Below are 22,998 nucleotides of genomic sequence, written 5' to 3' on the forward strand. Positions count from 1 at the left end.
CCGGCTTAGCTGGAGCAGGATATCTCCAGATGCTTACCCCACTCTGGCGGTAGCGCCGCCAAATCATTGTTATCCGGTTGTTCATCAAACGGCCGACACAGTGTCTGATGCAGACGTGACAGCACGCTGGTGTCATCACTTTCCGCTCGTTCAATCGCCATTTGTGCCAGATAATTACGCAGAATATATTTCGGGTTCGTCGCATTCATCAGACGACGACGTTCCTCATCGCCCTGCTCTTCCTGCATTAGCCTCTGGCGATAGGTAGCAAACCAGCTATCGAATGCCGCTCTGTCGATAAACTCATCACGCAGCGGCGAATGTGGTGCCAGCTTCTCGCTGTCTGCCAGTAGACGGAACGTACGGGTGTAATCGCTGCCTTCCTGCTGCATCAGACGTAACAGCCCAACCAGCACGTCATTGTCGTCAGCACTCGCGGTAAATAAGCCCAGCTTGGCGCGCATCAGCGTGCCATAGTGTTGCATCAATGCCGATTCATAGCGAGCAAGCGCGCGCTCCAGCGTGTCGGTATCCATCAACCCCGACAGCGCTTGCGCCAGACGATGCAAATTCCACAACCCCACAGCGGGCTGATTATCAAACGCGTAGCGACCGCGATAGTCGGAGTGATTGCAAATGAAGCCCGGCTGATAGGCATCTAAAAAACCATAAGGCCCGTAGTCGATGGTCAGCCCCAGAATCGACATATTGTCCGTGTTCATGACACCGTGTGAGAACCCGACCGCCTGCCAGTGTGTAATCAGCCGGGCAGTACGTTCTACCACATCGCCAAACCACAGCTCATAGCGACGTTCGTCGTTTTCCCACTGCGGCCAATGACGGGCAATCACATACTCCGCCAACTGACGTACTTTTTCCGGCTCACGCCGATAGTAGAAGTGTTCAAAATGACCAAAGCGCACATGGCTTTCCGCCACGCGCAGCAGCATTGCGCCCTTTTCTTCCTGCTCACGCTGCACCGGATGTTCGCTGGTGACAATCGTCAGCGCCCTTGTAGTAGGAATTCCCAGATGGTGCATCGCTTCCGAGGCCAGAAACTCACGTATCGCCGAACGCAGCACGGCACGACCATCTCCCATACGCGAATATGGCGTTAGCCCGGCACCTTTCAAGTGCCAGTCCATGCTGCGACCATCCGCCAGCTGTTGTTCCCCCAGCAAGATGCCACGCCCGTCGCCCAGTTGACCGGCCCACATGCCAAACTGATGGCCACTATACACCTGCGCCAGCGGCTCCATTCCCGGCAGCAAACGTTCGCCGCTCCAGATGGCATCCTGTTCTGGCGTAAACCAGTCGGAAGATAAACCAAGCTCAGCAGCCAGGCCTTCACTGTGATAAAGCAGGCGAGCCCCCTGTAAAGGCGTCGGCTGTAACGCGGTATAGAACCCCGGCAACTGATGAAAGTAGTGGTTTTTAAATAACGGTGTTTGCTGCATCTTGTCCCCCTAATACCACCCTGCTCAGGTGAAGAGAGCCACACGCTCACCACACAACGACTAACGGGTATGCAGAAAGTGTAGAGGGATGGCAACGAAATTAACACGGAGGAAACACAGGGGTATTATTTTCACAGCTTATATTCATGGGGAGCCATCGCCCTGAACGCGGTGGATCTATTGCATTAGCCGATAAGCGCCGTGCGCTGCTCAAGTCGCTCGAAATGCACGGCTGGCCACATCTGACCTTGTACGGCATCAATGTTCAACTGTTTCATTTTATTGAGGATCGTCAGAGTATCGATCTCCTGGGCGACGATACTGATGCCTGAATAGCTGTTTTTAATTGCCCGTAATAACGGCTCCATCATCAGCGTATTGGTCGGCCGCGACAAAAGTTGCCCGATAAACTGACGATCCAGCTTCACGCCACGCACTAACCCATCGTGCAAAGGTTTAAGCGTGCTCTTTCCAGAACCAAAATTATCCAGCCATAACGGAACCGATTGACTCAGATTCAGCAAGGCAGCGTTTTCTTTTCCCTGCGATAGCTGCGGGAAAAGCTCATTAATCTCCAACAAAACAAAATCGAGGTGCTTAATTTCGCCACGCAGTACGTCGGACTTAATTAACATTTCTGTTATCTGACACCCTACCTTCAGCACCAGTTGAATGTGATTATCGATAAACCATGCGGATTTTTCTTTGATAAAAAGAAGCTGTTCGTGAATAAAATCATATTGTTGTTGCGGACTTAACTGCATGAGGAGAATATCGGCGGGCATGCTCAACTTACCCGCGAGGCCGTTAAAATGGCTTATCATTTCCACAGCCAATAGCGTTCCATCCAGCCTGAATATCGGCCAAAAAACGTAATCACTGGTGTAATCAACAGCTAGATGAATACGCATGATTCTGTACTACACAGAAAAAATAATAATCACATTAAGTTATTATTATAGGCAAATCTACAACACTCGTTCGTACTAAGCACGAAAAGCGCCTTTCTGTCATGCTGCCCGTTTATTCAGAGTTTGACCTATCATTCTAGCGTAAGCTTTGCGTCAGCCAATCCGCCAGTTCCTGCAATTCGTTTTGCTGTTCAGGAAAAGCAGTAATCAGTTCCTGGCACGCAGCCGTCAACGCTTCCGGACGATACGGCGTTCCCTGTAATATCGACGCCAGTGCTTCTAACGGCGCGGGATTCAGGCTATCAGTATAAATTTGCGCCCGAACAATCACGCCGCGTTCCACATCGAAATGTAATTCAACGCCGCCCCAGGTAAAGCGATTGTCGAGTAAGTGAGAGAAATCCGGTGCCTGACCGAAGTTCCATTCCCAACTACTTTGGCGTGCAAATTGTTCACTGAACCCCGGTAAATCCGGGTAGGCAGAAGGCGAGATGATTTCCGGTTCGCACTGTTCGCCAAAATAATCAAAAAAGGCCTGCGTTACGGCCTGACAAATTACCGGATGATCGACAGAAGGCAGTAATTCCACCAGATTGGCGACACGGGAACGTACGGACGTAATCCCTTTCGCCTGTAACTTTTTAATATCTGGGTTCAAATAATCCGCTAAACGATTGAGATCTGCGTTCAGCAGCAGTGTGCCATGATGGAAACCGCGATCTTTCGTTTCGCGATACGCAGAGCCGGACACCTTGCGCACGCCGTCAGCAGTTTCCACCACCAGATCGTTACGCCCAGACGCACCGGCCTTTAACCCAAGCGAGCTGAGTGCATCCAGAACAATCTGCGTTGAGACGCTTTTATCGTATTCCGGCTTACCGGCCATAAAGGTAAAGCAGGTATTGCCGAGATCGTGAAAGACCGCCCCGCCGCCGCTGCTGCGTCGCGCCAGCTTGATGCCATCCTCTTCCATCCGCCGCGTATTACACTCCTTCCACGGATTCTGGGCGCGGCCAATGACTACGGTTTCTGCATTCCTCCACAAAAACAGCACCCGCTGCGTGGTGGGCATCTGGCGAAAGATGCACTCCTCAACGGCTAGGTTAAACCAGGGGTCGTAAGAGTCGGAGATGAGTAAACGCAAAGAGGACGAGGACATGAGCAGCTCGAATTATCTAGGGTATATAAGTAAAATAAGGAAGGCGTTAGATACGGCGAGCCTGCCAATAAGCCCGTTTCCAATATACGTTATCCAGCGACGAGCGGATGACGCCCTGACTGGTAGACGCGTGAATGAACTGGTCGTCTTTATCATATATTCCAACATGCAACCCGCTGCTACCGCTGCCTGTTTTGAAAAAGACCAAATCGCCCGGCAGCAGATTATCGCGATCAATGCGCTCACCCAGTTCGGTTTGTTCTTCCGTGGTGCGCGGCAACTGCAAGCCAAATTTATCGCGAAACGTTAGGTAGACGAAACCGGAGCAATCGACGCCGTTACGATCCAGACCGCCATAGCGATAAGGCGTTCGGTACCATTGTCCCAGTTGATCGTTTAGCTCCACCATCACCATGATTGAATCGCTCAGTCGCGCATTCGGCGGCGGGTTATTATGCCGACTACTGCTACAGCCGACCAAAATCAGGCTGGCGAGGAGCAACCCATATCGTAGGGTCAAACTATATCGTAGGGTCAAACTATATCGTAGGGTCAAACTATATCGTAGGGTCAAACCCTGTCGTAGAGAAAAACCAGGCCGTAAACGTATCATGCGCAATTACCATAAAAACCGCCGAGGCCAGGAGCCTCTCGCGTTCGAAATGCTAGGTATTGGATTAATTTAGCGTTTAATCAGTGCGACTGGCAAGTAAAGGCGATTTTTCCTATTTCTGGCGGCACCTATTTTCTAACGATAAAGGTTAGGCGCTGCGAGTAATGATCCAATTTCTGCCATCAACCACGTGACGCTGAAATTCAACACCGAAGACCGGAGACAGCACCTCCGGCAGCATGACATCCGCCGTTTTACCCTGTGCCACCAGCACGCCCGCTGACAGCAGCCACACGCGATCCGCATGGTGGGCGCTGTGATTGAGATCGTGTGCGCAAACCACGGCGGCAACCCCTAAGCGACAGAGTTCGCTCAGTAACGAATCCAGTGCCACCTGCTGAGCCACATCCAGACTGTTGGTGGGTTCGTCCAGCAGCAGCAGACGCGCGTGCGGGTTGATCGTCGGCCAAATCTGCAACAGCGCCGCCACCAGCCGAACTCGCTGCCACTCACCGCCCGACAGTTGCGTAAGCGGACGCGCCAGTTTGTCGGTTAACATCAGGCGTTCCGCCAGAAAATGCACCACCTTTTCAACCGCGTATTCGTGAGCCAGCGGCGGTTGATGAAGTTGCCAATACTGAAACACTGGCATCAGCGCCAATGGCGGTTGCTGCTGTGCCAGATAGGCGCGCCGCACGGCAAGATCCGCTGCCGTATACTGCGACAGCGCCGTGCCAGCCAGATAGACCTCGCCCTCACCCGCCAATAAACCAGCCGCTCTTGCCAGCAAGGTGCTCTTTCCCGCGCCATTCGGGCCAATGATGTGAAGCAGTTCACCGCAATGAAATTCCGCTGTCGTTGGCGATAAACGCGGCAAGACGCTAGCCTGCCGCAGTTGCAATACCGGGGAAGTCTGCTGCGTCAATTATTTTGCCAACGCCGCTTCTATCGCTTTGACGATGGTGTCATGGTCAGGCGACATATCCGGTGCAAAGCGCTCAATCACGCGCCCTTCGCGATCCACCAGAAACTTCTCGAAGTTCCACAGGATGTCTTCTGGATTCTTGGGTTTACGGCCTTTGTTGACCAAACGAGCAAAAAAATCACTCTTCCAGGTGCCGTTGGCCTCGGGTTGCTGGCGAATCAACAGTTGATACAGCGGGTGGCGATTCTCGCCGTTCACTTCAATCTTGCTGAACATGGGGAATTGAACACCAAACGTTCCACGGCAGAATTCTTGAATCTCTTCTTCTGAACCCGGTTCTTGCCCCGCAAATTCATTGGAGGGGAATCCCAGCACGACCAGGCCTTTGTCGCGATAGGTTTCGTAGAGTTTTTCTAATGCATCGTATTGCTTAGTCAGGCCGCATTGAGAGGCGACATTGACGACTAAAGCAACCTGCCCTTTAAACGCGTCGAACGTTGTCGCTTTCCCGTCAATGGTTGTCAGCGGAATAGCATAGATTTCAGTGCTCATCGTTTTGCTCCCTTCAGTGATAAAACAGCGTTGATCAAACAAGAGTAGGTAACACAAGACGTATCGCTACAGTCGATTACGTAACAACAGCCAGATAAACCATGGCGATCCCAGCGTAGCGGTAACCACGCCTATCGGCAACTCGGCTGAACTCAACGCCACGCGCGCGACCGTATCCGCCAGCAGCAGAACACCACCACCGGCTAACGCACATCCAGTCAATAAATAGCGCTGATCGGTCAGCCCGCACAGTCGCAACATGTGCGGAATCACCAATCCAATAAACGCGATGATACCGGCAAGTGCCACACTCAGCCCAACCTGTACGCCCATGACCAGCACCAGAACTGTCCGCCAGCGGTAAACCGGGATGCCCAACTGACGCGCCTGAATCTCACCCAGCGTCAACCTATTCAGCATCGCACCCTGACGACTCAGCCACAAGAGCAGCGGTAAGAGCGTCAACATCAACCAGCCGTGTCGCCAGTCAATGCCGCTGAAACCGCCCATCATCCAGTACATTAACTGGCGCAAATCAAGGCTGGTACTGAAGTAGACCGCCCAGGTCATTACCGCGCTACAGATAATCCCGAGCGCAATGCCGATGAGTAACAAACGGGTATTGGAAATATGACGACGGGAAAAATGGAGTAATAGAAAGGTAATCAGCAGCGCACCGGCAATGGCGCTCAAGCTTAACACCCAGACAGGCAGTAATCCCTGCCCCAGCAGTACCGCTAGCACCAAGGCTACGCCTGCGCCGTTCGCCACACCCAACAGCCCCGGTTCAGCCAACGGATTATCAAAGACGGCCTGCATGACAGTGCCAGACATGGCCAGACTAGCGCCCACTAGCATCACGGCCAGCGTTCTGGGTAACCGCAGTTGCCAGACAAAGAGTTGCTCAGCATCATCCAGCCAGGCAGTCGGCCAAATCCAGCGTTCCCCGGCGCACAGGCTTACCACCAGCGTTAACAAGAGAAATGCCAACAGCAGTGCCAGACTCCGACGATCGCGCCTGCACTGCTGTTGTTTTAGCTGGCTGTAATGGGGCAATGGCGTCGCGTGTTTTCGCGTGATATCACCCGGCGGTAATGGCTGCATTGTTCACCGTAACAAAGAATTCAGCGCAATAAAAAAGCGCAATTAAGAGAACGCACGATGACAATTGCAACCGCACAAGACTTCTCTAAATACTGTCACGTATGGTAAACGATTTCGCCCGCCTTACACGCTTTTTCCTTGTTACCGCTATGCAATCAAAATGAATAAGATCACTACTTCGTGCTGCATACCGCAATATAGTTAAGCTGGTTTCTATTGCGGCGGAAGGTATGAAACATGTTGAAGAACATGCTGCGGTTTTCTTTTTTCAGCGCATTTTTTACGATGCGCACCGCACCCGCTACGCCTTCATCATAAATCAGCCCTTGTGGCGTCAGCAGCGTCATCGCGCCGTTATCATAGTTAACCTTGCTAAAACCACACTCCTGAAACAGCGTAACCCAGCGTTCACGCAGCATCGGCTGCGCGTGTACATTGATCGCTTTATGCATCTGCTCCACCGCCTGCAATGCTCCGGTATCCTTTTCGGAAAGCAGCATGATGTCGTGGGTAATCAGGCGACCGCCCGGCTTCAGCACGCGATAATACTCGGCAATAATGCGGCTCTTGGCCTTGTCGGCATACATGGTCAGCATGGCTTCATTAATCACCACGTCAAAGTGATTATCGGGAAAAGGCAGTTCCAGCGCATTCGCCTGCATAATCGTGACCTGCGAGGCCAGACCGTTCGCTGCGACATTTTCCTGCGCCTTTTGTAACGCCACTTTATCCATATCCGCACCGATGACCTGACAGCCAAAACGACGCGCGATTTCCATCGCCGTCGTGCCCATATTGCAGGCGACTTCCAATACTACGCTGTCCTGCCGGAACCCCGCCTGACTCAGCAACCACTCCGTTGCCTTTCTGCCGCCGGGGCGCAGGCGTTTTTTCCCCAATCGAGCCAGGAATTTATGTCCTGCTTCATGATCGCTCATACTGTCACTCCTTCATTCAGCGTTATCGCAGTAGCCATTTACTGAGCTTTCAGCGTCTTCAACATGGTCAGCAACATCCGTGACGACTGCTGCGCATCGACGGCGTGAGGGATATTGGCAGGCATACGTACCAGCGTGCCGGGCTGTGCGACGATGGGTTCCCCCCCGATCGTCAGCAATAATTCACCTTCAAGTACCATAACCAGTGCATCATAAGGCGCACTGTGTTCGCTCAACCCCTGCCCTTGGTCGAAGGCAAACAGCGTGACATTGCCGCCGTCGGTACGGGCCAGCACGCGGCTGGCGATACCGTGTTCAGTTGGGGTAATCAACTCATGGATAGCCAGCGCTTGTGCCGCCGGAAGGGTATTGTCTTTCATGGAAACGCTCCGCTATTTTCGATTCAGCGTGCCGTATTTTGCTTGCTGAATTCATGCAAGTGATTATTATTTTCATTTACTAGTTTGATGGTAATACCAGGCTCTGGGAGGGCAAATGACATTTGTCAAAAAGGCACTATCGCCCGATGAATACGGCGACGTGTTGTTTCAGCATGACTGGATGCGCGGTGAACCCAGCGACGTGGTGTGTGAACTATTAGCCAAAAGCGAGCGCCTGTTTTTCCGGCAGGATGACGTTCTGTTTCGCGAAGGCGACAAAATGCAGCACTGTTTGCTGGTTGAAACGGGAAAATTGCAGGCTTTTCGCCATACCTATGGCGGAGACGAGAAAATTTTCGGGCAGTTTGAATGTGGAGAGTTTGTCGCGATTGCCGCCGTCTTTATGGATCACGGCCGCTTCCCGATGAATATCCGTGCGCTAAGCGATGGCCACACGCTGATGATTCCGCGGCAGGATATTCATCAGTTTTGTTTGCAACGCCCGGAACTGGCGCTGCGTCTGCTCAACTACCTGGGCAAAAAACTCTACTCGACAATCAACCAAATCGACTGGCTGACCTCCAGCTCCGCGCCACAGCGTCTGGCAGATTACCTTCTGCGGCAGCATCACATTCAGCAAACTCAGCACCTGACATTGCCAGTGAGCCGCGGCCAGCTCGCCACGTCATTGGGGATGCGTGGTGAAACATTGAGTCGATTAATGTCGGACTGGAAGCGACAGGGCCACATTACCTATCGGGGCCATCAGGTGGAATTGTGCGATCTGAATTATCTGAAAGAACTGGCTGCCGAGGCCAGAAGGACATTCTGACGGAGATAACTGGTGGTGCTAAGGCTTAGTAAAATGAAGCATAGCGGTTCTATAGAACAATTTTGGATATGTATTTTGACAATTGTCATTCCCCCATCATCGGATTATCAACTACGCTTAGCTTACATTGATGAGAGCGATTTACATATGTAAGTAATTCTCATTAACATCGTAATGAGATACCGTGAGGGTAACGCTATGCTGGGCTTTTTCCGACGAACCTTATCTCTTCATGGAGCACGGTCACCCCATGCACTGTCACGTCATGACAGCCAGCAGCCACCGCAGACGGTCTCCCCGACGGAAACCGCTGCGCATGCTCGCTGTAGCGAGAGTGAATATTGTTTCTTTAACCACGCCGCCATGTTGCCATTCGATCAACTTGACGAATGTTGCTACAGCAACGATCGGCAAGAGAAAACGTCATCCTCACACGATTAATGACGCTTTCACTTTTTGTTGGCGCTTAAAACGTGATGCTTTTGCCACGCGTCAGCCAGGCACTGACAAACTCGGGCACCACGGTACTCGCAGGACCGTAAATTTTTTCATCAAACTGGCTTTCTACCTGGCTAGGCTCCAGATTCAGCTCCAGCGTGTAGGCACCGTGCGAGTGGGCTTCATGGACAAAACCAGCGGCGGGATAGACGTGCCCGGACGTGCCAATCGCGATAAAGTAATCCGCCTGCGACAGCGCCTGGTAAATCTTGTCCATGTGCAGCGGCATTTCACCAAACCATACAATATGCGGGCGTAACGGCGCGGGAAATTGACAGCAGTGACAGCGTTCACCGACGGCAAGATCGTCCGTCCACTCAAAAATCTGTCCACTTTGGCTACAGCGTATTTTCAGTAGCTCGCCGTGCATGTGGATCACGCGCTGGCTACCAGCACGCTCATGCAGATTATCGATGTTCTGTGTGATCAGTTGGAAATTGTCTTCCAGCATCGCTTCCAGATTCGCCAAGGCCAGATGCGCGGCATTCGGCACAATTTCCGGCTGCTGTAGTTGACGACGACGGGCATTATAAAATTCTTGCACCAGCTCGGGGTTGCGCTGAAAACCTTCAGGTGTAGCGACATCCTCAACGCGGTGTTCTTCCCACAGGCCATCGGCTGCGCGAAAGGTACGAATGCCCGACTCCGCCGAAATGCCTGCGCCCGTCAATACCACAACGCGCGGCTTTTTCACTTCGCTTGCGGCCAGATAATCACGATGGAAAATACGCGCCCGAAGACGCTGTTGCCGCATACGCTTTCCCTTGTGAAAACGCCCTAATCGTTGACGCGTATACATACTTTCTCCAGCTAGTTATCCATTAAATGTAGCAACGCCGCACCACGGACACCGCCCGCATCGCCATGACGCGCCTTCTCTATGCGTGGCAGTTTCGCAATCGGTAAAAGCCGCGAAGGAAGACGCGTTGGCAAAATTTGATAGATTTCGTCAAAATTCGACAAACCGCCGCCCAATACCAACAAATGCGGATCAAACAGGGTCAGCAGATTGCCCAGACAGGCCGCCAGCAAATCCATAAAACGGTCAACAAACTCCCGCGCTTTTTCCTCTCCGCCACGATAGTGCCGGATGATGGTCACAGCAGGCAGGGCTTCGCCATACAAGTGCTCGTATAGCCATTCAAAGCCACGGCCAGAAATATAATTCTCGATGCAGCCCAATTGTCCACAGCCGCACTTCACACGGGGAATATCCACACCGATGATATCCAACGCGTCGGACGGCAGGCGGAAATGACCGAATTCACCCGCGATGCCGTTACGCCCCTCCACCAGACGCCCGTTAATGACCAGACCACCACCCAGTCCCGTGCCAAGAATCAAACCTAGCACGACAGGATAGGTACGAAATTCTGCGTCCCAGGCCTCCGACAGCACAAAGCAGTTGGCATCGTTGCTGATACGAATATCTCGCTGCAAACGCCGTGACAAATCCGTACGCAGCGGTTTTCCCATCGTCGCAGGCAGATTAGCAGTGAATAGCGCCGCGTCCTCTCCCGCCTCCATTCCCGGTACGCCGAGACCGACCTTCCCTTGTACGCCAATCTGTGCGTCAGCTTCATGCACCAGATCGACCAACGTGGTGAGCAGGTCATCATAATTATTGCGCGGTGTCGGCACTCGCTTTTGCCACACCTTGTTCAACTCTGCGTCGAACACGCCCAGCTCAATTTTTGTGCCGCCCATATCAAAACCGTAGTACATGACTGCTCCTTAGGGTGTGTTTGCTTTCCCACACGATAGGGAATATCCCCGTCATATATCAAGCCGCATGTACGTTCGCTTACTGCCCACTCAACACACGGGCAGGATCAATCCGGCTGGCGCGCCGCGCCGGATACCAGCTGGCAATCAAACTCAGCACCAGCGATGTTCCTAATACGCTAAAAACATCCATCAGATGCAATTCCGACGGCAGAAAATCGATAAAGTAGATATCACCGGACAATAATTTATGGCCAATAAGCGCTTCAATACCGTGAATAATCGGCGTCAGTTGCAAGGTCGCGATCACGCCGACCACAGCCCCTATCGCGCTACCCAGCAGCCCGGCCAATAGACCGTACCAAACAAAGATAGCTCGAATCAGTCCGTCTGACGCCCCCAGCGTACGCAGAACGGCGATATCGCTGCTTTTATCCTTCACAGCCATCACCAGCGTTGACACAATATTAAAACAGGCCACGCCGATCACCAATATCATCGCCAGATACATGATGGTTCTCACCATCTGAATGTCCCGATACATATAACCATAGGTGCCAATCCAACTGCGAATAGTGACATAAGCATTCGTAACCATACCCGCATCACGCACCAGCTTATTAGCGGAGAACACATCGTGGGCTTTGATGGCGATACCCGTTACGCTCTGCCCCATGTCAAGATATTGCTGGGCATCCGCAAGCGGAATCAGCGCTAAACCGTGATCGAGCTGACCACTCAATTGTAAAATGCCGCTAACATGGAGCCGGATGCGTTTAGGCTGCATCAGTTTCATTTCCGGGTCGCTATTAGGGATCATTACCGTAACCCAATCCCCTTCTGCCACATTCAACGTTTTCGCCACGCCCTGACCGATAATGACCTGCTGCTCGCCTGCGCGAAATCGCTGCCAGGCATTGTTGATAACATAATTGGGCAGCGCGCTGAGACGTTTCTCCTGCTGCGGATCGACGCCTTTTACCTGCACCGCCTGAAGTTTGGCACCGTTCTCCAGCAGCCCGGTGAAATTGATATAAGGCGCTGCGGCCGCAACGCCAGGCACCTGTTCTATTTTCAGAAGAATGTTCTGCCAGCCAGCAAAAGGCTGATTAACGGGTGCAATCTCGCCATGCGGTACCACCGCGAGGATACGGTTATTCAGTTCGCGCTCAAACCCATTCATCGCACTAAGACCAAGAATCAACACCGCCACACCGAGGGCGATACCCAGCGTCGAAATGACTGAAATCAGCGAAACCATGCCGCCACGCCGACGGCCACGGCTAAATCGCAGGCCAATCTGCAACGAGAGCGGAGGAAATGTCATTGCCGCGCCCCCATCAGGGTCAGTTCCTGCTGCAACTGACCGTCACGCATTTCAAGTTGGCGATTCAGTCGGCTAGCCAGTTGCAAGTCATGCGTCACCACCAGAAAGGCGGTTCCCTGCCGGACGTTCAGTTCCCCCAGCAGTTCAAAAATAGTGTCTGCCGTACGCTGGTCGAGGTTGCCAGTCGGTTCATCCGCCAGTACCAGCGATGGGCTGTTGACCAGCGCTCTGGCAATAGCAACACGCTGCCGCTCACCGCCGGACAGTTCCGACGAACGGTGATGGCTGCGCGCCTCCAGCCCAACGGCAGCCAACATTTCACGTGCTTTATCCTGCGCCTGTGAAGTCGGCACTTTGCCAATCAGCAACGGCATCGCCACATTTTCCAGTGCGGTGAAATCCGGCAGCAGGTGGTGGAATTGATAAATAAAGCCCAGTTCACGATTGCGCAAATCTGCTTTTGCTGCCGCCGAGAGCGTGCTCAGCGGTTGACCTTTGAAGATAACCTCACCTGACGTTGGGGTATCTAATCCGCCCAGCACATGCAGCAGCGTACTTTTGCCCGAGCCAGAACTCCCGACTATCGCCATCATCTCTCCGCAGCTCATCTCAAAAGAGACATCACGCAGCACGTCGGTAGACAGCTTGCCGTCCTGATAACGCTTGGACAGATTAGTACACTGCAATAATGATAAATCACTCATAACGTAAAGCCTCAGCGGGTTGAACGGTGGCAGCGCGCCATGATGGGTAAAGTGTCGATAAAAGGGCAATCACCATCGCAGAAATGGCGATCGTCACCACCTGCGTAGGGTCAATATCCACTGGCAGCGCGGCACCATCCAGCAATACGCCCAGCACGGGCATCAGCGTATTCAGTTGGCTGGCCAATAATGCCCCCAGCAATGCGCCTAGCAATGCGCCAACAACGCCAGCGCTGCCCCCCTGCACCATAAACACCGCCATAACCTGACGTTGAGTCAGCCCCTGTGTTTGCAGAATGGCGACTTCTCCCTGTTTTTCCATCACCAGTAAACCCAGCGAGGTAATAATATTGAAGGCAGCCACGGCCACGATCAGGCTAAGCAACAGCCCCATCATGTTTTTCTCCATGCGCACGGCCTGAAAAAGCTCACCTTTACGCTCGCGCCAGTCTTTCCAGACCGTGCCTTCCGGCAACGTTTGCGTACTCAACGTATCAACCGACAGTGGCTTTTCCAGCCACAAACGCCAACCGGTAATCTGGTTCGCCGGATAGCGCATCAGCCGTGAGGCATCCTGTTGGTTCACCAAGAGTTGGTAGCTATCCACTTCACTGTTGGCGGCAAAGGTTCCGGCAACGGTGAAGATACGCTGGCTGGGAATACGCCCCATCGGCGTCAGTTGGCTAGCGCTCGTCACCATCATGCGCACCTGATCGCCCGTCTTCACACCCAGTTGTTCAGCCAGTTTCTCACCCAAAATGGCCTGATACTGACCGGGTTGAAGCTGCTGCTGTTTGACGTTGACCAGATAGCGTGAAAGCGGTTCCTTTTCGTCAGGGTCAATCCCTAACATCACGCCAACGGCGACGCTGCGGGCGCTTTGCAGCACCACATCGCCCGTCGTCAACGGCGCAATACGCGTTACGCCGTCCAGCGAGTCTAAGGAGGAAGCGGGAATCAGCTCCGGGTTCAGTGAACCTTGCGGCGTAGAGATCACCGCCTGAGGCATCACGCCCAGAATGTTGCCTTCCAGTTCACGCTCGAAGCCATTCATGACGGAAAGCACGGTGACCAGCGCCATCACACCCAGCGTGATACCAATGGCAGATAGCCAGGAGACAAACCGGCCGAAGCGGTCTGATGCACGCCCACGCATATAGCGCAGGCCAATAAATAAAGCGACAGGTTGATACATGAAATCCGTCTGGATAAGGTTGCCAAAGCAAAGTGATCAAGGATAATAAAGGGTAGTACTGCTTTATGGAACCCTAACACCCTCACTCTACGGCTTTTTCTTGGCCGGATGCAGGGAGGCGAGACCCGATAATCAGATGATGCCTGAAAATTACCGTTATTCGTTGCCACCCAAAGCGGGCGAGCAACGCCTGTTGGGCGAGTTAACCGGCGCTGCCTGCGCCGTTGAATGTGCAGAGATCATTGAACGCCACGCCGGGCTGGTGGTGCTTATCGCGCCCGATATGCAAAACGCCCTGCGATTGCGTGATGAAATTCAGCAATTTACCGACCAGCACGTCACCACCCTGCCTGACTGGGAAACGCTGCCCTACGATAGTTTCTCACCACATCAGGAAATTATTTCGACTCGACTTTCCACGCTCTATCAATTGCCCAACATGACGCGCGGCGTTCTGATTCTGCCGGTCAACACGTTGATGCAGCGCGTTTGTCCGCACAGTTTCCTGCACGGGCATGCGCTGGTGTTGAAGAAAGGCCAGCGCCTCTCGCGCGATAAGCTACGTTCACAGTTGGAACAGGCGGGCTATCGTAGCGTCGACCAAGTGATGGAACATGGTGAATATGCCACGCGTGGCGCGTTGTTGGATCTATTCCCAATGGGGAGTGAAGAGCCCTACCGTATTGATTTTTTCGACGATGAGATCGACAGCCTGCGTCTGTTCGATGTGGATACGCAGCGAACGCTGAATGAAGTGCCGCACATTAATCTGCTGCCCGCACATGAATTCCCGACTGATAAAACCGCAATCGAACTTTTCCGCAGCCAATGGCGCGAACAGTTCGAGGTACGACGTGATGCTGAGCACATTTATCAGCAGGTCAGCAAGGGCGTCTGGCCCGCCGGGATCGAATACTGGCAGCCGCTATTCTTCAATGAACCACTGCCGTCGCTATTCAGCTACTTCCCGAACAACACGCTGATCGTCAACACGGGCAATATTGAACAGAGCGCCGAACGCTTCTGGCAGGATATTCAGCAGCGTTTTGAAAGCCGCCGCGTCGATCCGATGCGCCCCCTGTTGCCATCGGACTCACTCTGGTTACGCGTCGATGGCCTATTCACAGAGCTAAAAGCGTGGCCGCGCGTGCAGCTAAGAACCGATACGCTGCCAAAAAAAGCCGCCAACGTGAATCTGGCCTACCTGCCGCTACCGGATCTGGCAATTCAGCATCAGCAAAAATCACCGCTGGATGCACTACGCCGTTTTATCGAACAGTTCGATGGTCAAGTCATTTTCTCCGTTGAGAGCGAAGGCCGTCGCGAAACGCTACAAGAACTGCTGGCACGCATCAAACTGAACCCTAAGCTCATCAATACGCTAGAGCAGGCACAAGGGCGTGGCACTTATCTGATCATCGGTGCCAGCGAACATGGTTTTATCGACACGCTACGTCAGCGCGCCTTAATCTGCGAAAGCGATCTGTTGGGTGAGCGCGTCAGCCGTCGCCGTCAGGATAGTCGCCGCACAATTAATACCGATACGCTGATCCGCAACCTGGCAGAGCTGCGTCCGGGGCAGCCCGTTGTTCACCTCGAACACGGCGTTGGTCGTTATGTCGGGCTGACCACGCTAGAAGCCGGTGGCATCAAAGCCGAATACCTGATTTTGACCTATGCGGGTGAAGACAAGCTGTACGTCCCCGTATCTTCGCTGCATTTGATCAGCCGCTACGCGGGCGGTGCCGATGAGAATGCGCCGCTGCACAAACTGGGTGGTGAAGCCTGGTCACGTGCGCGGCAAAAAGCGGCAGAAAGAGTGCGTGATGTCGCCGCCGAACTGCTGGATATTTATGCTCAGCGTGCGGCGAAAAGCGGCTTTGCCTTTAAACATGACAAAACGCAGTACCAACTGTTCTGCGAAAGTTTCCCTTTCGAAACGACGCCCGATCAGGCTCAGGCCATCAACGCTGTACTGAGCGACATGTGCCAGCCGCTGGCGATGGATCGTCTGGTGTGTGGCGATGTCGGCTTTGGTAAAACCGAAGTGGCAATGCGTGCCGCGTTTTTAGCGGTTGAAAATCATAAGCAGGTTGCCGTTCTGGTACCGACAACGCTGTTGGCACAGCAGCATTTTGACAACTTCCGCGATCGCTTTGCCAATTGGCCGGTGAAGATTGAAATGGTCTCCCGTTTCCGCAGCGCACGTGAGCAAACCCAGATTCTTGAGGAAACCCAGGAAGGCAAAGTCGATATTCTGATCGGCACCCATAAGCTGTTGCAGAGCGACGTACGCTGGCGCGACTTAGGGCTGCTCATTGTCGACGAGGAACACCGCTTCGGCGTGCGCCATAAAGAGCGCATCAAAGCGATGCGGGCGGATGTCGATATCCTGACGCTGACCGCTACGCCAATTCCGCGAACGCTCAACATGGCAATGAGCGGGATGCGCGATCTGTCGATCATCGCCACGCCTCCAGCACGCCGTCTGGCGGTGAAAACGTTCGTGCGCGAATATGACAATCTGATGGTACGTGAAGCCATCCTGCGTGAAACTCTGCGCGGTGGGCAAGTGTACTATCTGTATAACGACGTCGAAAATATCGAGAAAGCCACCCAACGGTTGGCGGAACTGGTGCCGGAAGCACGCATCGCTATCGGTCACGGCCAGATGCGCGAACGCGAGCTGGAACGGGTCATGAACGACTTCCATCACCAGCGTTTTAACGTGCTGGTGTGTACCACCATCATCGAAACCGGGATCGATATACCGAGCGCCAACACCATCATCATTGAGCGTGCCGATCACTTCGGTCTGGCACAGTTGCACCAGTTGCGTGGTCGTGTGGGCCGTTCCCACCATCAGGCTTATGCCTATCTGTTGACGCCGCCGCCCAAAGCAATGAGCACTGACGCGCAGAAACGGCTGGAAGCGATCGCGTCATTGGAAGACCTCGGCGCAGGTTTTGCGCTGGCAACACACGATCTGGAAATTCGCGGCGCGGGCGAGCTCCTCGGTGACGATCAGAGCGGACAGATGACCAGCGTCGGTTTCTCGCTGTATATGGAACTGTTAGAAAGCGCCGTAGACGCCCTGAAAGCAGGTCGGGAGCCATCACTGGAGGATTTGATTAACAGTCAGACCGACGTCGAACTGCGTTTGCCTGCCCTGCTGCCCGACGATTTCATCCCCGACGTCAATACGCGCCTGTCGCTATACAAGCGTATTGCCAGCGCGAAAACCACCGCCGAGCTGGATGAGTTGAAGGTTGAGCTGATCGATCGCTTCGGTCTCCTTCCCGATGCAAGCCGCCATCTGTTGCAGATTGCCGCTCTGCGTCAGCAGGCACAGGCGCTGGGTATTCGCCGTATAGAAGGGAATGAAAAAGGTGGTTTTATCGAATTCAGCGAGCAAAACCGCGTCGATCCGTCCCACCTTATCGGCCTGTTACAGCGCGATCCGGGCACCTACCGCCTTGATGGCCCGACTCGTCTGAAATTTATGAAGGATTTGAGCGACCGTCCGCAACGCATCGAGTTTATCGGTTCACTGCTGGGGAACATGGCGCAGCATACGCTGGCGGCGTAATCCACCTTCACGATAAACAAACGGGAACCTTTGGGTTCCCGTGAGGTTGCTGACAAAGTCCGCGGTTCGGTAAATAGGTTTGTCATCAGTCTTCCGTTGCATCCACCTTTACAAGCACTGCCTTAACGCAGTAAAGTCGCCAACCTTTTTTAGGGCTCGCCATCCTTGGCGGCACCCTTCCGGGCCGTCGCTGGTGCGACGTTAAAAGTTTCTCCCGGAAATTTTTTCATGGCATGGGACCTCACTATGTTTATCGGTTTTGACTACGGCACCGCCAACTGCTCCGTGGCGGTTATGGATGCAGGGACACCTCGCCTCCTGTCGCTGGAAAATGGCTCGCCTTATCTTTCTTCCCTGCTGTGCGCACCCGTGCGTGAAGCCGTTAGCGAATGGTTATGGCGACACCATCAGGTCAATGCCGAGGGCGAAAACGCGCTGCTGCTAAAACGTGCCATCAGCTACAACCGCGAAGAAGATATTCGCGTACAGGCCGATAGCGTGAAATTTGGGCGCGAGGCGTTACGCCACTATATGGATGACCCTGAAGAGATATGGTTCGTTAAATCGCCGAAATCCTTCCTCGGAGCCATCGGGCTGAAAGCACAGCAGATCGCACTATTTGAGGATTTGGTCTGCTCCATGATGCTGCATATCCGCACGCAGGCAGAAAACCAGCTTGATCAGCCGATTCGTCAGGCCGTCATCGGCCGCCCGATTAACTTTCAAAGTATCGGCGGCGAAGACGCTAACCAGCAGGCACAAGGAATTTTAGATCGTGCCGCACACCGCGCCGGGTTTGAAGACGTCGTCTTCCAGTTTGAACCCGTGGCTGCCGGGCTGGATTTTGAATCTACACTGACGAAAGAAACGCGGGTACTGGTCGTGGATATCGGCGGCGGAACCACCGACTGCTCCATGCTGCTGATGGGGCCAGAGTGGCATAAGCGGCACGAACGTTCGCAAGGTCTGTTAGGCCACAGCGGCTGCCGCGTTGGCGGTAACGATTTGGACATCATGCTCGCGTTCAAACAGCTAATGCCGCTGCTTGGCATGAATAGCGAATCAGAAAAGGGCATCGCCCTTCCGATTATGACCTGGTGGAATGCGGTCGCCATTAACGATATTCCGGCGCAAAAAGAGTTTCATAGCACCACCAGTCGCACGTTAATCAACGAAATGATCCGCGATGCTCGCCAGCCCGAACTGGTGAAAAGATTGTTGACCGTTTGGCAAAAACGCCTGAGCTACCGCCTGATCCAACTGGCGGAAGAGAGCAAAATCGCGCTTTCCAACCAATCGGAAACAGCAGCCGATTTGCACTTCATCGAATCAGGTCTGGCAACGCGCATTCATGCTGATGAGCTTAACGCCGCGATCGATAATCCGCTCACGCGCATTCAGCAACAGGTAACACTGGCCTTAGAAACTAGCCAGACCCGACCGGAAGTCATCTACCTGACCGGCGGTAGTGCAAAATCCCCCCTGCTGCGTCAGGCGATTCAGCAGTTACTGCCTGATATTCCTATCGCTAGCGGCAACGATTTTGGCTCCGTTACCGCCGGGCTGGCACGCTGGGCGGAAATAATCTTTCGCCGCTAAACCAAGATCGTGCTGTAGGCTGGTATTTGCAATGCTGGTATCGTGCATGAAAAAAACCGCGAGTACCTTATTCAGGCATCTCGCGGTTTTTAGAGATGGTGCCAGCGCAAAAACGTAGACGTCAGGGTAAATCAGCTCTGTTGATTCAGTACTAACTGACCGTTCCTATCCACTGGAATTTGTGTACCCGGATCGCGATCCATACGGATTTTACCTTGCTGGTCGCCGATTTTATAGGTGACATCATAGCCAAGAACTTTTTGTGATTTGTCGTACACCGTCTGACAACGCTGCTGCTGTGTCGTGTATGTATCATTTTCCTGCATGCCGCTTTGTACACGGTTACCCGCGTAGCCGCCTGCCAGCGCACCCGCTACCGTCGCGACATCTTTACCGCGTCCGCCACCGAACTGATGCCCCAGAACACCACCCGCCACAGCACCCAGTACCGATCCGGCAATCTGGTTTTCATCCTGCACCGGACGACGGTGGGTCACGTTTACGTTACGGCACTCTTGGCGAGGCGTTTTGACCGTTTCTTTAATAGGTGTTGCCGTAAGCACCTGTGCATACTGAGGTTTAGAGGAAAAGACATCCATACTCGCCACCGCCGCAACACCCAATGCCGCAGCCACACCAATACCTACACCCGCTAACATTGATTTGTTCACAGGATACCTCCCGAATCTATTCTCACGCATTCCCCATCTGCAACCCTGTCGTAAGATTTGCTTTACGTCAGCTCGCGTTTAACGCGATGAGTCCAATGGTTCCTTCTGAATAACAACACTCAGAATTTTCGGCGTGCGTGCTACGCCATCTGTAAACAGTGGGAAGTCTGCACAATGTTTCACGCTCTCGCAATAAGACTAACTAACCAAAAGTGTCGGATTCGTAACATAAAACCGTTATTTGGGAATTGTCTTAACTGGAATTGCTAATAGGACAATATTTTATACTGTTATTTCAAGGTGCTCAGTGGCATAGCGAAAAGACGCTAACTTAGGGGACGGAGTCTTATGAAAACGTTAATGGCAAGGCACGTCTTTCCAAACAACCAGAACAGGCTGGTGGTAAAAAGAATACGGGCGCGAAATCGCGTTCACGCCCGTAATCAGCAGGATGTCAGTCGTTGCGAATTAATGCAGTTTGAGGCGCGGGCGTATCACCCTGTTGATGCCACCGACCAACATCATCAAGCCCGTTTTAACATAGCCGTGCAGGGCAACCTGGTGCATACGATAGAGGGAGATGTAAACGAAGCGAGCAATCCGTCCTTCTACCATCACAGAACCCCGCATCAGATTCCCCATCAGACTACCTACCGTACTGAATTTAGACAGCGAAACCAGCGAGCCGTGATCTTTGTAGACGTAAGATTTCAGCGCCTGCCCGTTCAACAACGCGATGATGTTGCTGTGACACCGCGATGCCATCTGGTGAGCCGCCTGTGCGCGCGGCGGCACGAAACCGCCGCTTTCCTGCGGGCAGGATGCACAGTCGCCGATGGCAAAAATGTTCGGGTCGCGTGTCGTCTGCAACGTAGGTTCAACGACGAGCTGATTAATCCGGTTCGTTTCCAGACCAGCAATATCTTTCATTGCATCCGGCGCTTTGATTCCTGCCGCCCAAACCATCAGATCGGCTTCGATAAATTCACCGTCTTTCGTATTCAGACCGCCGCTTTCCGCACTGGTCACCATGGTTTTCGTCAGCACGCGGACGCCAATATTATTCAGCTCCTGATGTGCTGCCGCTGAAATACGTGGCGGCAGCGCTGGCAAAATACGTTCGCCCGCTTCAACCAGCGTCACATTCAGTGTTTGATTATCTAACCCGTCAAAACCATAACTGTGGAGTTGTTTCACCGCATTATGCAATTCCGCAGACAGCTCGACGCCAGTCGCCCCACCGCCCACAATCGCAATATTTACTCGCTCTTTTTCATCCTGATTTGCTGTGAATTTCAGGAATAAATTCAGCATTTCATTATGGAAGCGACGGGCTTGTTTCGGGTTATCCAGGAAAATACAGTGATCTTTCACACCCTGCGTACCGAAGTCATTTGAGGCGCTGCCTAATGCCACCACCAGAATGTCATAGGGGATGCGGCGCGCCGCAACCAGTACGTCACCTTGATCATCACACACTTCGCCCAGTTGAATCTGCTGCTGTTCACGATCGATATCCGTCAGCATGCCCAGTTGGAACTGGAAATGGTGATTGCGAGCATGCGCCAGATAGCTCAGCGCATCCATATCGTCGTCCAGCGAGCCCGTCGCCACTTCATGTAACAATGGTTTCCACAGGTGGCTATGGTTACGATCCACCAGCGTGATGTCCGCTTTTTTCTTGCGTCCTAACTTGTGACCCAAACTCGTTGCGAGTTCAAGACCGCCAGCTCCCCCGCCGACAATGACAATTTTTTTGGTTGGTGATGTCAAAATGACCCCCTAAAATGTGAACCAATCGTTAATAAAGAGTAAAAACAATATCCTTATATAACATAGGGTTCGCGTAAGTTAAGCCTGATATCTGCTGCAAGAATAGCACGCTAGGTTATTTGGTCATACCAAAATTGATATATATCAATTTATTTTACGGCGCGGGTTTTTACCAAGAAAATTCCATCTTTATTTCAGTCAATTAGCGGAAGTCTGCGTGAAGGGAAAATGCTGAATCGTGCGCTTATGCACGTTTGTACGAACGAAGAAAAGTAATTAATTGCGTCATTCCCCCTGATATCCCTCTCAAACAGAGACATCAGAAGGAATACCAAGCCATTAACGCCGCATGCTAACCGAGTGTTTTGAACGCTTTTATTCGTTGTAGATGGGGAGAGATACTTTTAAATTTATGCGTCTGTATATCGTCCCAAACGATCTCATAATATTCTCCCAGCGCTTGCGCACTACGCTGGCTGTCGAGCATTTCATCCTGGCGGGAAAGCATTACCATGCAGCGATCGCGATTCTTTTCACGAAAATTCGCGACACACTTCGTGGCGATATCCAGATACTCTTCCGGCCGATCAATTTTCCCGCTCATATTTTCCTGCGGGAAAAGGTTAGGATTGACGATGACTTGTCGTATATCACACAGAAAACCGACGCGCTCGGCCCAAAAACCGCCCAATCCCACGCCACAAATCAGCGGACGATCGTCATTAGAATGCTGCATCATCTTATCCACCTGCTTTAGCAGATGTTGCATATCATGGCGCGGATGCAGCGTGCTATAGCTAATCAGCCGAACATCTTCATCGATAAACTGAAGTTGCAAGACTTTTTCATGGTTACCGGGGCTGGTCGAGTCAAAACCGTGTAAATAGATAATCATCTTTTATCCTCACCACTGACTAGGTTGCCTATTTCTCGCCATTTTTATATCCGTCATACTTCAAGCTGCTTGTGCGTTGGCAATACTCGGCTCATCTCCGAGCCTCGCCCTTAGAGGGCCAACGCTTTGGCGTTGTTCAAAACGCTAGCGT

At 52.8% G+C, this 22,998-nt stretch carries 21 protein-coding genes; 4 read left to right on the forward strand and 17 right to left on the reverse strand.

Annotated features, from left to right (window positions below; genetic code table 11):
• Window positions 1-5: 5 nt before the first annotated feature.
• The 9 genes from KP22_RS06905 to KP22_RS06945 form a co-directional block, all read right to left on the reverse strand.
• Window positions 6-1,457: a protein adenylyltransferase SelO gene (locus KP22_RS06905; RefSeq protein ID WP_039323211.1), complete on the reverse strand. Its 1,452-nt coding sequence runs from the start codon at window positions 1,455-1,457 to the stop codon at window positions 6-8.
• Window positions 1,458-1,642: 185 nt separating this feature from the next.
• Window positions 1,643-2,368: an EAL domain-containing protein gene (locus KP22_RS06910; protein WP_039298977.1), complete on the reverse strand. Its 726-nt coding sequence runs from the start codon at window positions 2,366-2,368 to the stop codon at window positions 1,643-1,645.
• Between the two features lie 136 nt (window positions 2,369-2,504).
• Window positions 2,505-3,527, reverse strand: a complete 1,023-nt coding sequence (lplA, locus tag KP22_RS06915) for a lipoate--protein ligase (protein WP_039298974.1) — start codon at window positions 3,525-3,527, stop codon at window positions 2,505-2,507.
• 46 nt (window positions 3,528-3,573) lie between these two features.
• Window positions 3,574-4,047 (reverse strand): NlpC/P60 family protein, encoded by a 474-nt coding sequence (locus KP22_RS06920; protein ID WP_039298971.1) that lies wholly within the window; start codon window positions 4,045-4,047, stop codon window positions 3,574-3,576.
• A gap of 241 nt (window positions 4,048-4,288) precedes the next feature.
• Window positions 4,289-5,065 carry a vitamin B12 ABC transporter ATP-binding protein BtuD gene (gene btuD / locus KP22_RS06925; protein WP_039323213.1) on the reverse strand — a complete coding sequence of 259 codons (777 nt, stop codon included), beginning with the start codon at window positions 5,063-5,065 and terminating at the stop codon, window positions 4,289-4,291.
• Window positions 5,066-5,617 carry a glutathione peroxidase gene (locus tag KP22_RS06930; RefSeq protein ID WP_039323215.1) on the reverse strand — a complete coding sequence of 184 codons (552 nt, stop codon included), beginning with the start codon at window positions 5,615-5,617 and terminating at the stop codon, window positions 5,066-5,068. It lies immediately after the preceding gene.
• A gap of 66 nt (window positions 5,618-5,683) precedes the next feature.
• Window positions 5,684-6,721, reverse strand: coding sequence for a vitamin B12 ABC transporter permease BtuC (gene btuC / locus KP22_RS06935; RefSeq protein WP_039323217.1), 1,038 nt, complete (start codon window positions 6,719-6,721; stop codon window positions 5,684-5,686).
• A 173-nt stretch (window positions 6,722-6,894) separates the two neighbouring features.
• Window positions 6,895-7,659: a class I SAM-dependent methyltransferase gene (locus KP22_RS06940; protein ID WP_039298960.1), complete on the reverse strand. Its 765-nt coding sequence runs from the start codon at window positions 7,657-7,659 to the stop codon at window positions 6,895-6,897.
• 38 nt (window positions 7,660-7,697) lie between these two features.
• Entirely contained in the window at window positions 7,698-8,039 is a 342-nt protein-coding gene (locus KP22_RS06945; RefSeq protein ID WP_039298957.1) for a cupin domain-containing protein, read from the reverse strand.
• A 115-nt stretch (window positions 8,040-8,154) separates the two neighbouring features.
• On the opposite strand from KP22_RS06945, the gene KP22_RS06950 reads away from it, so the two are divergent.
• Together KP22_RS06950 and KP22_RS21555 are read left to right on the forward strand one after the other, a co-directional pair.
• Complete coding sequence (locus tag KP22_RS06950) at window positions 8,155-8,871, forward strand: Crp/Fnr family transcriptional regulator (protein WP_039323219.1); 717 nt, start codon at window positions 8,155-8,157, stop codon at window positions 8,869-8,871.
• Window positions 8,872-9,069: 198 nt separating this feature from the next.
• On the forward strand, window positions 9,070-9,312 hold the full coding sequence (locus KP22_RS21555; RefSeq protein WP_072012543.1) for a hypothetical protein: 243 nt from the start codon (window positions 9,070-9,072) through the stop codon (window positions 9,310-9,312).
• Window positions 9,313-9,337: 25 nt separating this feature from the next.
• Here the strand turns inward: KP22_RS21555 and cobB are convergent, their stop codons facing one another.
• From cobB to lolC, 5 genes are all read right to left on the reverse strand, one after another.
• Window positions 9,338-10,168 (reverse strand): Sir2 family NAD+-dependent deacetylase, encoded by an 831-nt coding sequence (cobB, locus tag KP22_RS06955; protein WP_039298951.1) that lies wholly within the window; start codon window positions 10,166-10,168, stop codon window positions 9,338-9,340.
• A gap of 11 nt (window positions 10,169-10,179) precedes the next feature.
• The gene (gene nagK, locus KP22_RS06960; protein ID WP_039323222.1) at window positions 10,180-11,094 is read right to left on the reverse strand and encodes an N-acetylglucosamine kinase; all 915 of its coding nucleotides are present in this window, start codon (window positions 11,092-11,094) and stop codon (window positions 10,180-10,182) included.
• A 79-nt stretch (window positions 11,095-11,173) separates the two neighbouring features.
• The gene (lolE, locus tag KP22_RS06965; protein WP_039298945.1) at window positions 11,174-12,421 is read right to left on the reverse strand and encodes a lipoprotein-releasing ABC transporter permease subunit LolE; all 1,248 of its coding nucleotides are present in this window, start codon (window positions 12,419-12,421) and stop codon (window positions 11,174-11,176) included.
• Window positions 12,418-13,125, reverse strand: coding sequence for a lipoprotein-releasing ABC transporter ATP-binding protein LolD (gene lolD / locus KP22_RS06970; protein ID WP_039323225.1), 708 nt, complete (start codon window positions 13,123-13,125; stop codon window positions 12,418-12,420). Before lolD ends, lolE begins: the two co-directional genes overlap by 4 nt.
• Entirely contained in the window at window positions 13,118-14,320 is a 1,203-nt protein-coding gene (gene lolC / locus KP22_RS06975; protein WP_039298938.1) for a lipoprotein-releasing ABC transporter permease subunit LolC, read from the reverse strand. The genes lolD and lolC overlap by 8 nt, the downstream gene beginning before the upstream one ends.
• Before the next feature lie 136 nt (window positions 14,321-14,456).
• Here lolC and mfd point away from each other — a divergent pair, with 136 nt between their 5' ends.
• On the forward strand, window positions 14,457-17,909 hold the full coding sequence (gene mfd, locus KP22_RS06980) for a transcription-repair coupling factor (RefSeq protein WP_197061533.1): 3,453 nt from the start codon (window positions 14,457-14,459) through the stop codon (window positions 17,907-17,909).
• Window positions 17,910-18,155: 246 nt separating this feature from the next.
• Window positions 18,156-19,508, forward strand: a complete 1,353-nt coding sequence (gene yegD / locus KP22_RS06985) for a molecular chaperone (protein WP_039323228.1) — start codon at window positions 18,156-18,158, stop codon at window positions 19,506-19,508.
• Window positions 19,509-19,639: 131 nt separating this feature from the next.
• Here yegD and KP22_RS06990 read toward each other — a convergent pair whose 3' ends face one another.
• From KP22_RS06990 to ycfP, 3 genes are all read right to left on the reverse strand, one after another.
• On the reverse strand, window positions 19,640-20,179 hold the full coding sequence (locus KP22_RS06990; protein WP_005970476.1) for a glycine zipper 2TM domain-containing protein: 540 nt from the start codon (window positions 20,177-20,179) through the stop codon (window positions 19,640-19,642).
• A 468-nt stretch (window positions 20,180-20,647) separates the two neighbouring features.
• The gene (locus KP22_RS06995) at window positions 20,648-21,952 is read right to left on the reverse strand and encodes an NAD(P)/FAD-dependent oxidoreductase (RefSeq protein ID WP_039298932.1); all 1,305 of its coding nucleotides are present in this window, start codon (window positions 21,950-21,952) and stop codon (window positions 20,648-20,650) included.
• A 352-nt stretch (window positions 21,953-22,304) separates the two neighbouring features.
• Window positions 22,305-22,847, reverse strand: coding sequence for an alpha/beta hydrolase YcfP (gene ycfP / locus KP22_RS07000; protein ID WP_039298929.1), 543 nt, complete (start codon window positions 22,845-22,847; stop codon window positions 22,305-22,307).
• Window positions 22,848-22,998 lie beyond the last annotated feature (151 nt).

Source organism: Pectobacterium betavasculorum (assembly GCF_000749845.1).
GTDB classification, from domain to species: domain Bacteria; phylum Pseudomonadota; class Gammaproteobacteria; order Enterobacterales; family Enterobacteriaceae; genus Pectobacterium; species Pectobacterium betavasculorum.

Bases quoted from the DNA above. Each gene is read 5' to 3' on its own strand.
- KP22_RS06905 (WP_039323211.1), bottom strand. From the start codon at position 1,457: ATGCAGCAAACACCGTTATTTAAAAACCACTACTTTCATCAGTTGCCG.
- KP22_RS21555 (WP_072012543.1), top strand. From the start codon at position 9,070: ATGCTGGGCTTTTTCCGACGAACCTTATCTCTTCATGGAGCACGGTCA.
- KP22_RS06930 (WP_039323215.1), bottom strand. From the start codon at position 5,617: ATGAGCACTGAAATCTATGCTATTCCGCTGACAACCATTGACGGGAAA.
- KP22_RS06950 (WP_039323219.1), top strand. From the start codon at position 8,155: ATGACATTTGTCAAAAAGGCACTATCGCCCGATGAATACGGCGACGTG.
- lolE (WP_039298945.1), bottom strand. From the start codon at position 12,421: ATGACATTTCCTCCGCTCTCGTTGCAGATTGGCCTGCGATTTAGCCGT.
- mfd (WP_197061533.1), top strand. From the start codon at position 14,457: ATGATGCCTGAAAATTACCGTTATTCGTTGCCACCCAAAGCGGGCGAG.
- KP22_RS06910 (WP_039298977.1), bottom strand. From the start codon at position 2,368: ATGCGTATTCATCTAGCTGTTGATTACACCAGTGATTACGTTTTTTGG.
- yegD (WP_039323228.1), top strand. From the start codon at position 18,156: ATGTTTATCGGTTTTGACTACGGCACCGCCAACTGCTCCGTGGCGGTT.
- btuC (WP_039323217.1), bottom strand. From the start codon at position 6,721: ATGCAGCCATTACCGCCGGGTGATATCACGCGAAAACACGCGACGCCA.
- nagK (WP_039323222.1), bottom strand. From the start codon at position 11,094: ATGTACTACGGTTTTGATATGGGCGGCACAAAAATTGAGCTGGGCGTG.
- KP22_RS06945 (WP_039298957.1), bottom strand. From the start codon at position 8,039: ATGAAAGACAATACCCTTCCGGCGGCACAAGCGCTGGCTATCCATGAG.
- ycfP (WP_039298929.1), bottom strand. From the start codon at position 22,847: ATGATTATCTATTTACACGGTTTTGACTCGACCAGCCCCGGTAACCAT.
- KP22_RS06940 (WP_039298960.1), bottom strand. From the start codon at position 7,659: ATGAGCGATCATGAAGCAGGACATAAATTCCTGGCTCGATTGGGGAAA.
- lolD (WP_039323225.1), bottom strand. From the start codon at position 13,125: ATGAGTGATTTATCATTATTGCAGTGTACTAATCTGTCCAAGCGTTAT.
- lplA (WP_039298974.1), bottom strand. From the start codon at position 3,527: ATGTCCTCGTCCTCTTTGCGTTTACTCATCTCCGACTCTTACGACCCC.
- lolC (WP_039298938.1), bottom strand. From the start codon at position 14,320: ATGTATCAACCTGTCGCTTTATTTATTGGCCTGCGCTATATGCGTGGG.
- cobB (WP_039298951.1), bottom strand. From the start codon at position 10,168: ATGTATACGCGTCAACGATTAGGGCGTTTTCACAAGGGAAAGCGTATG.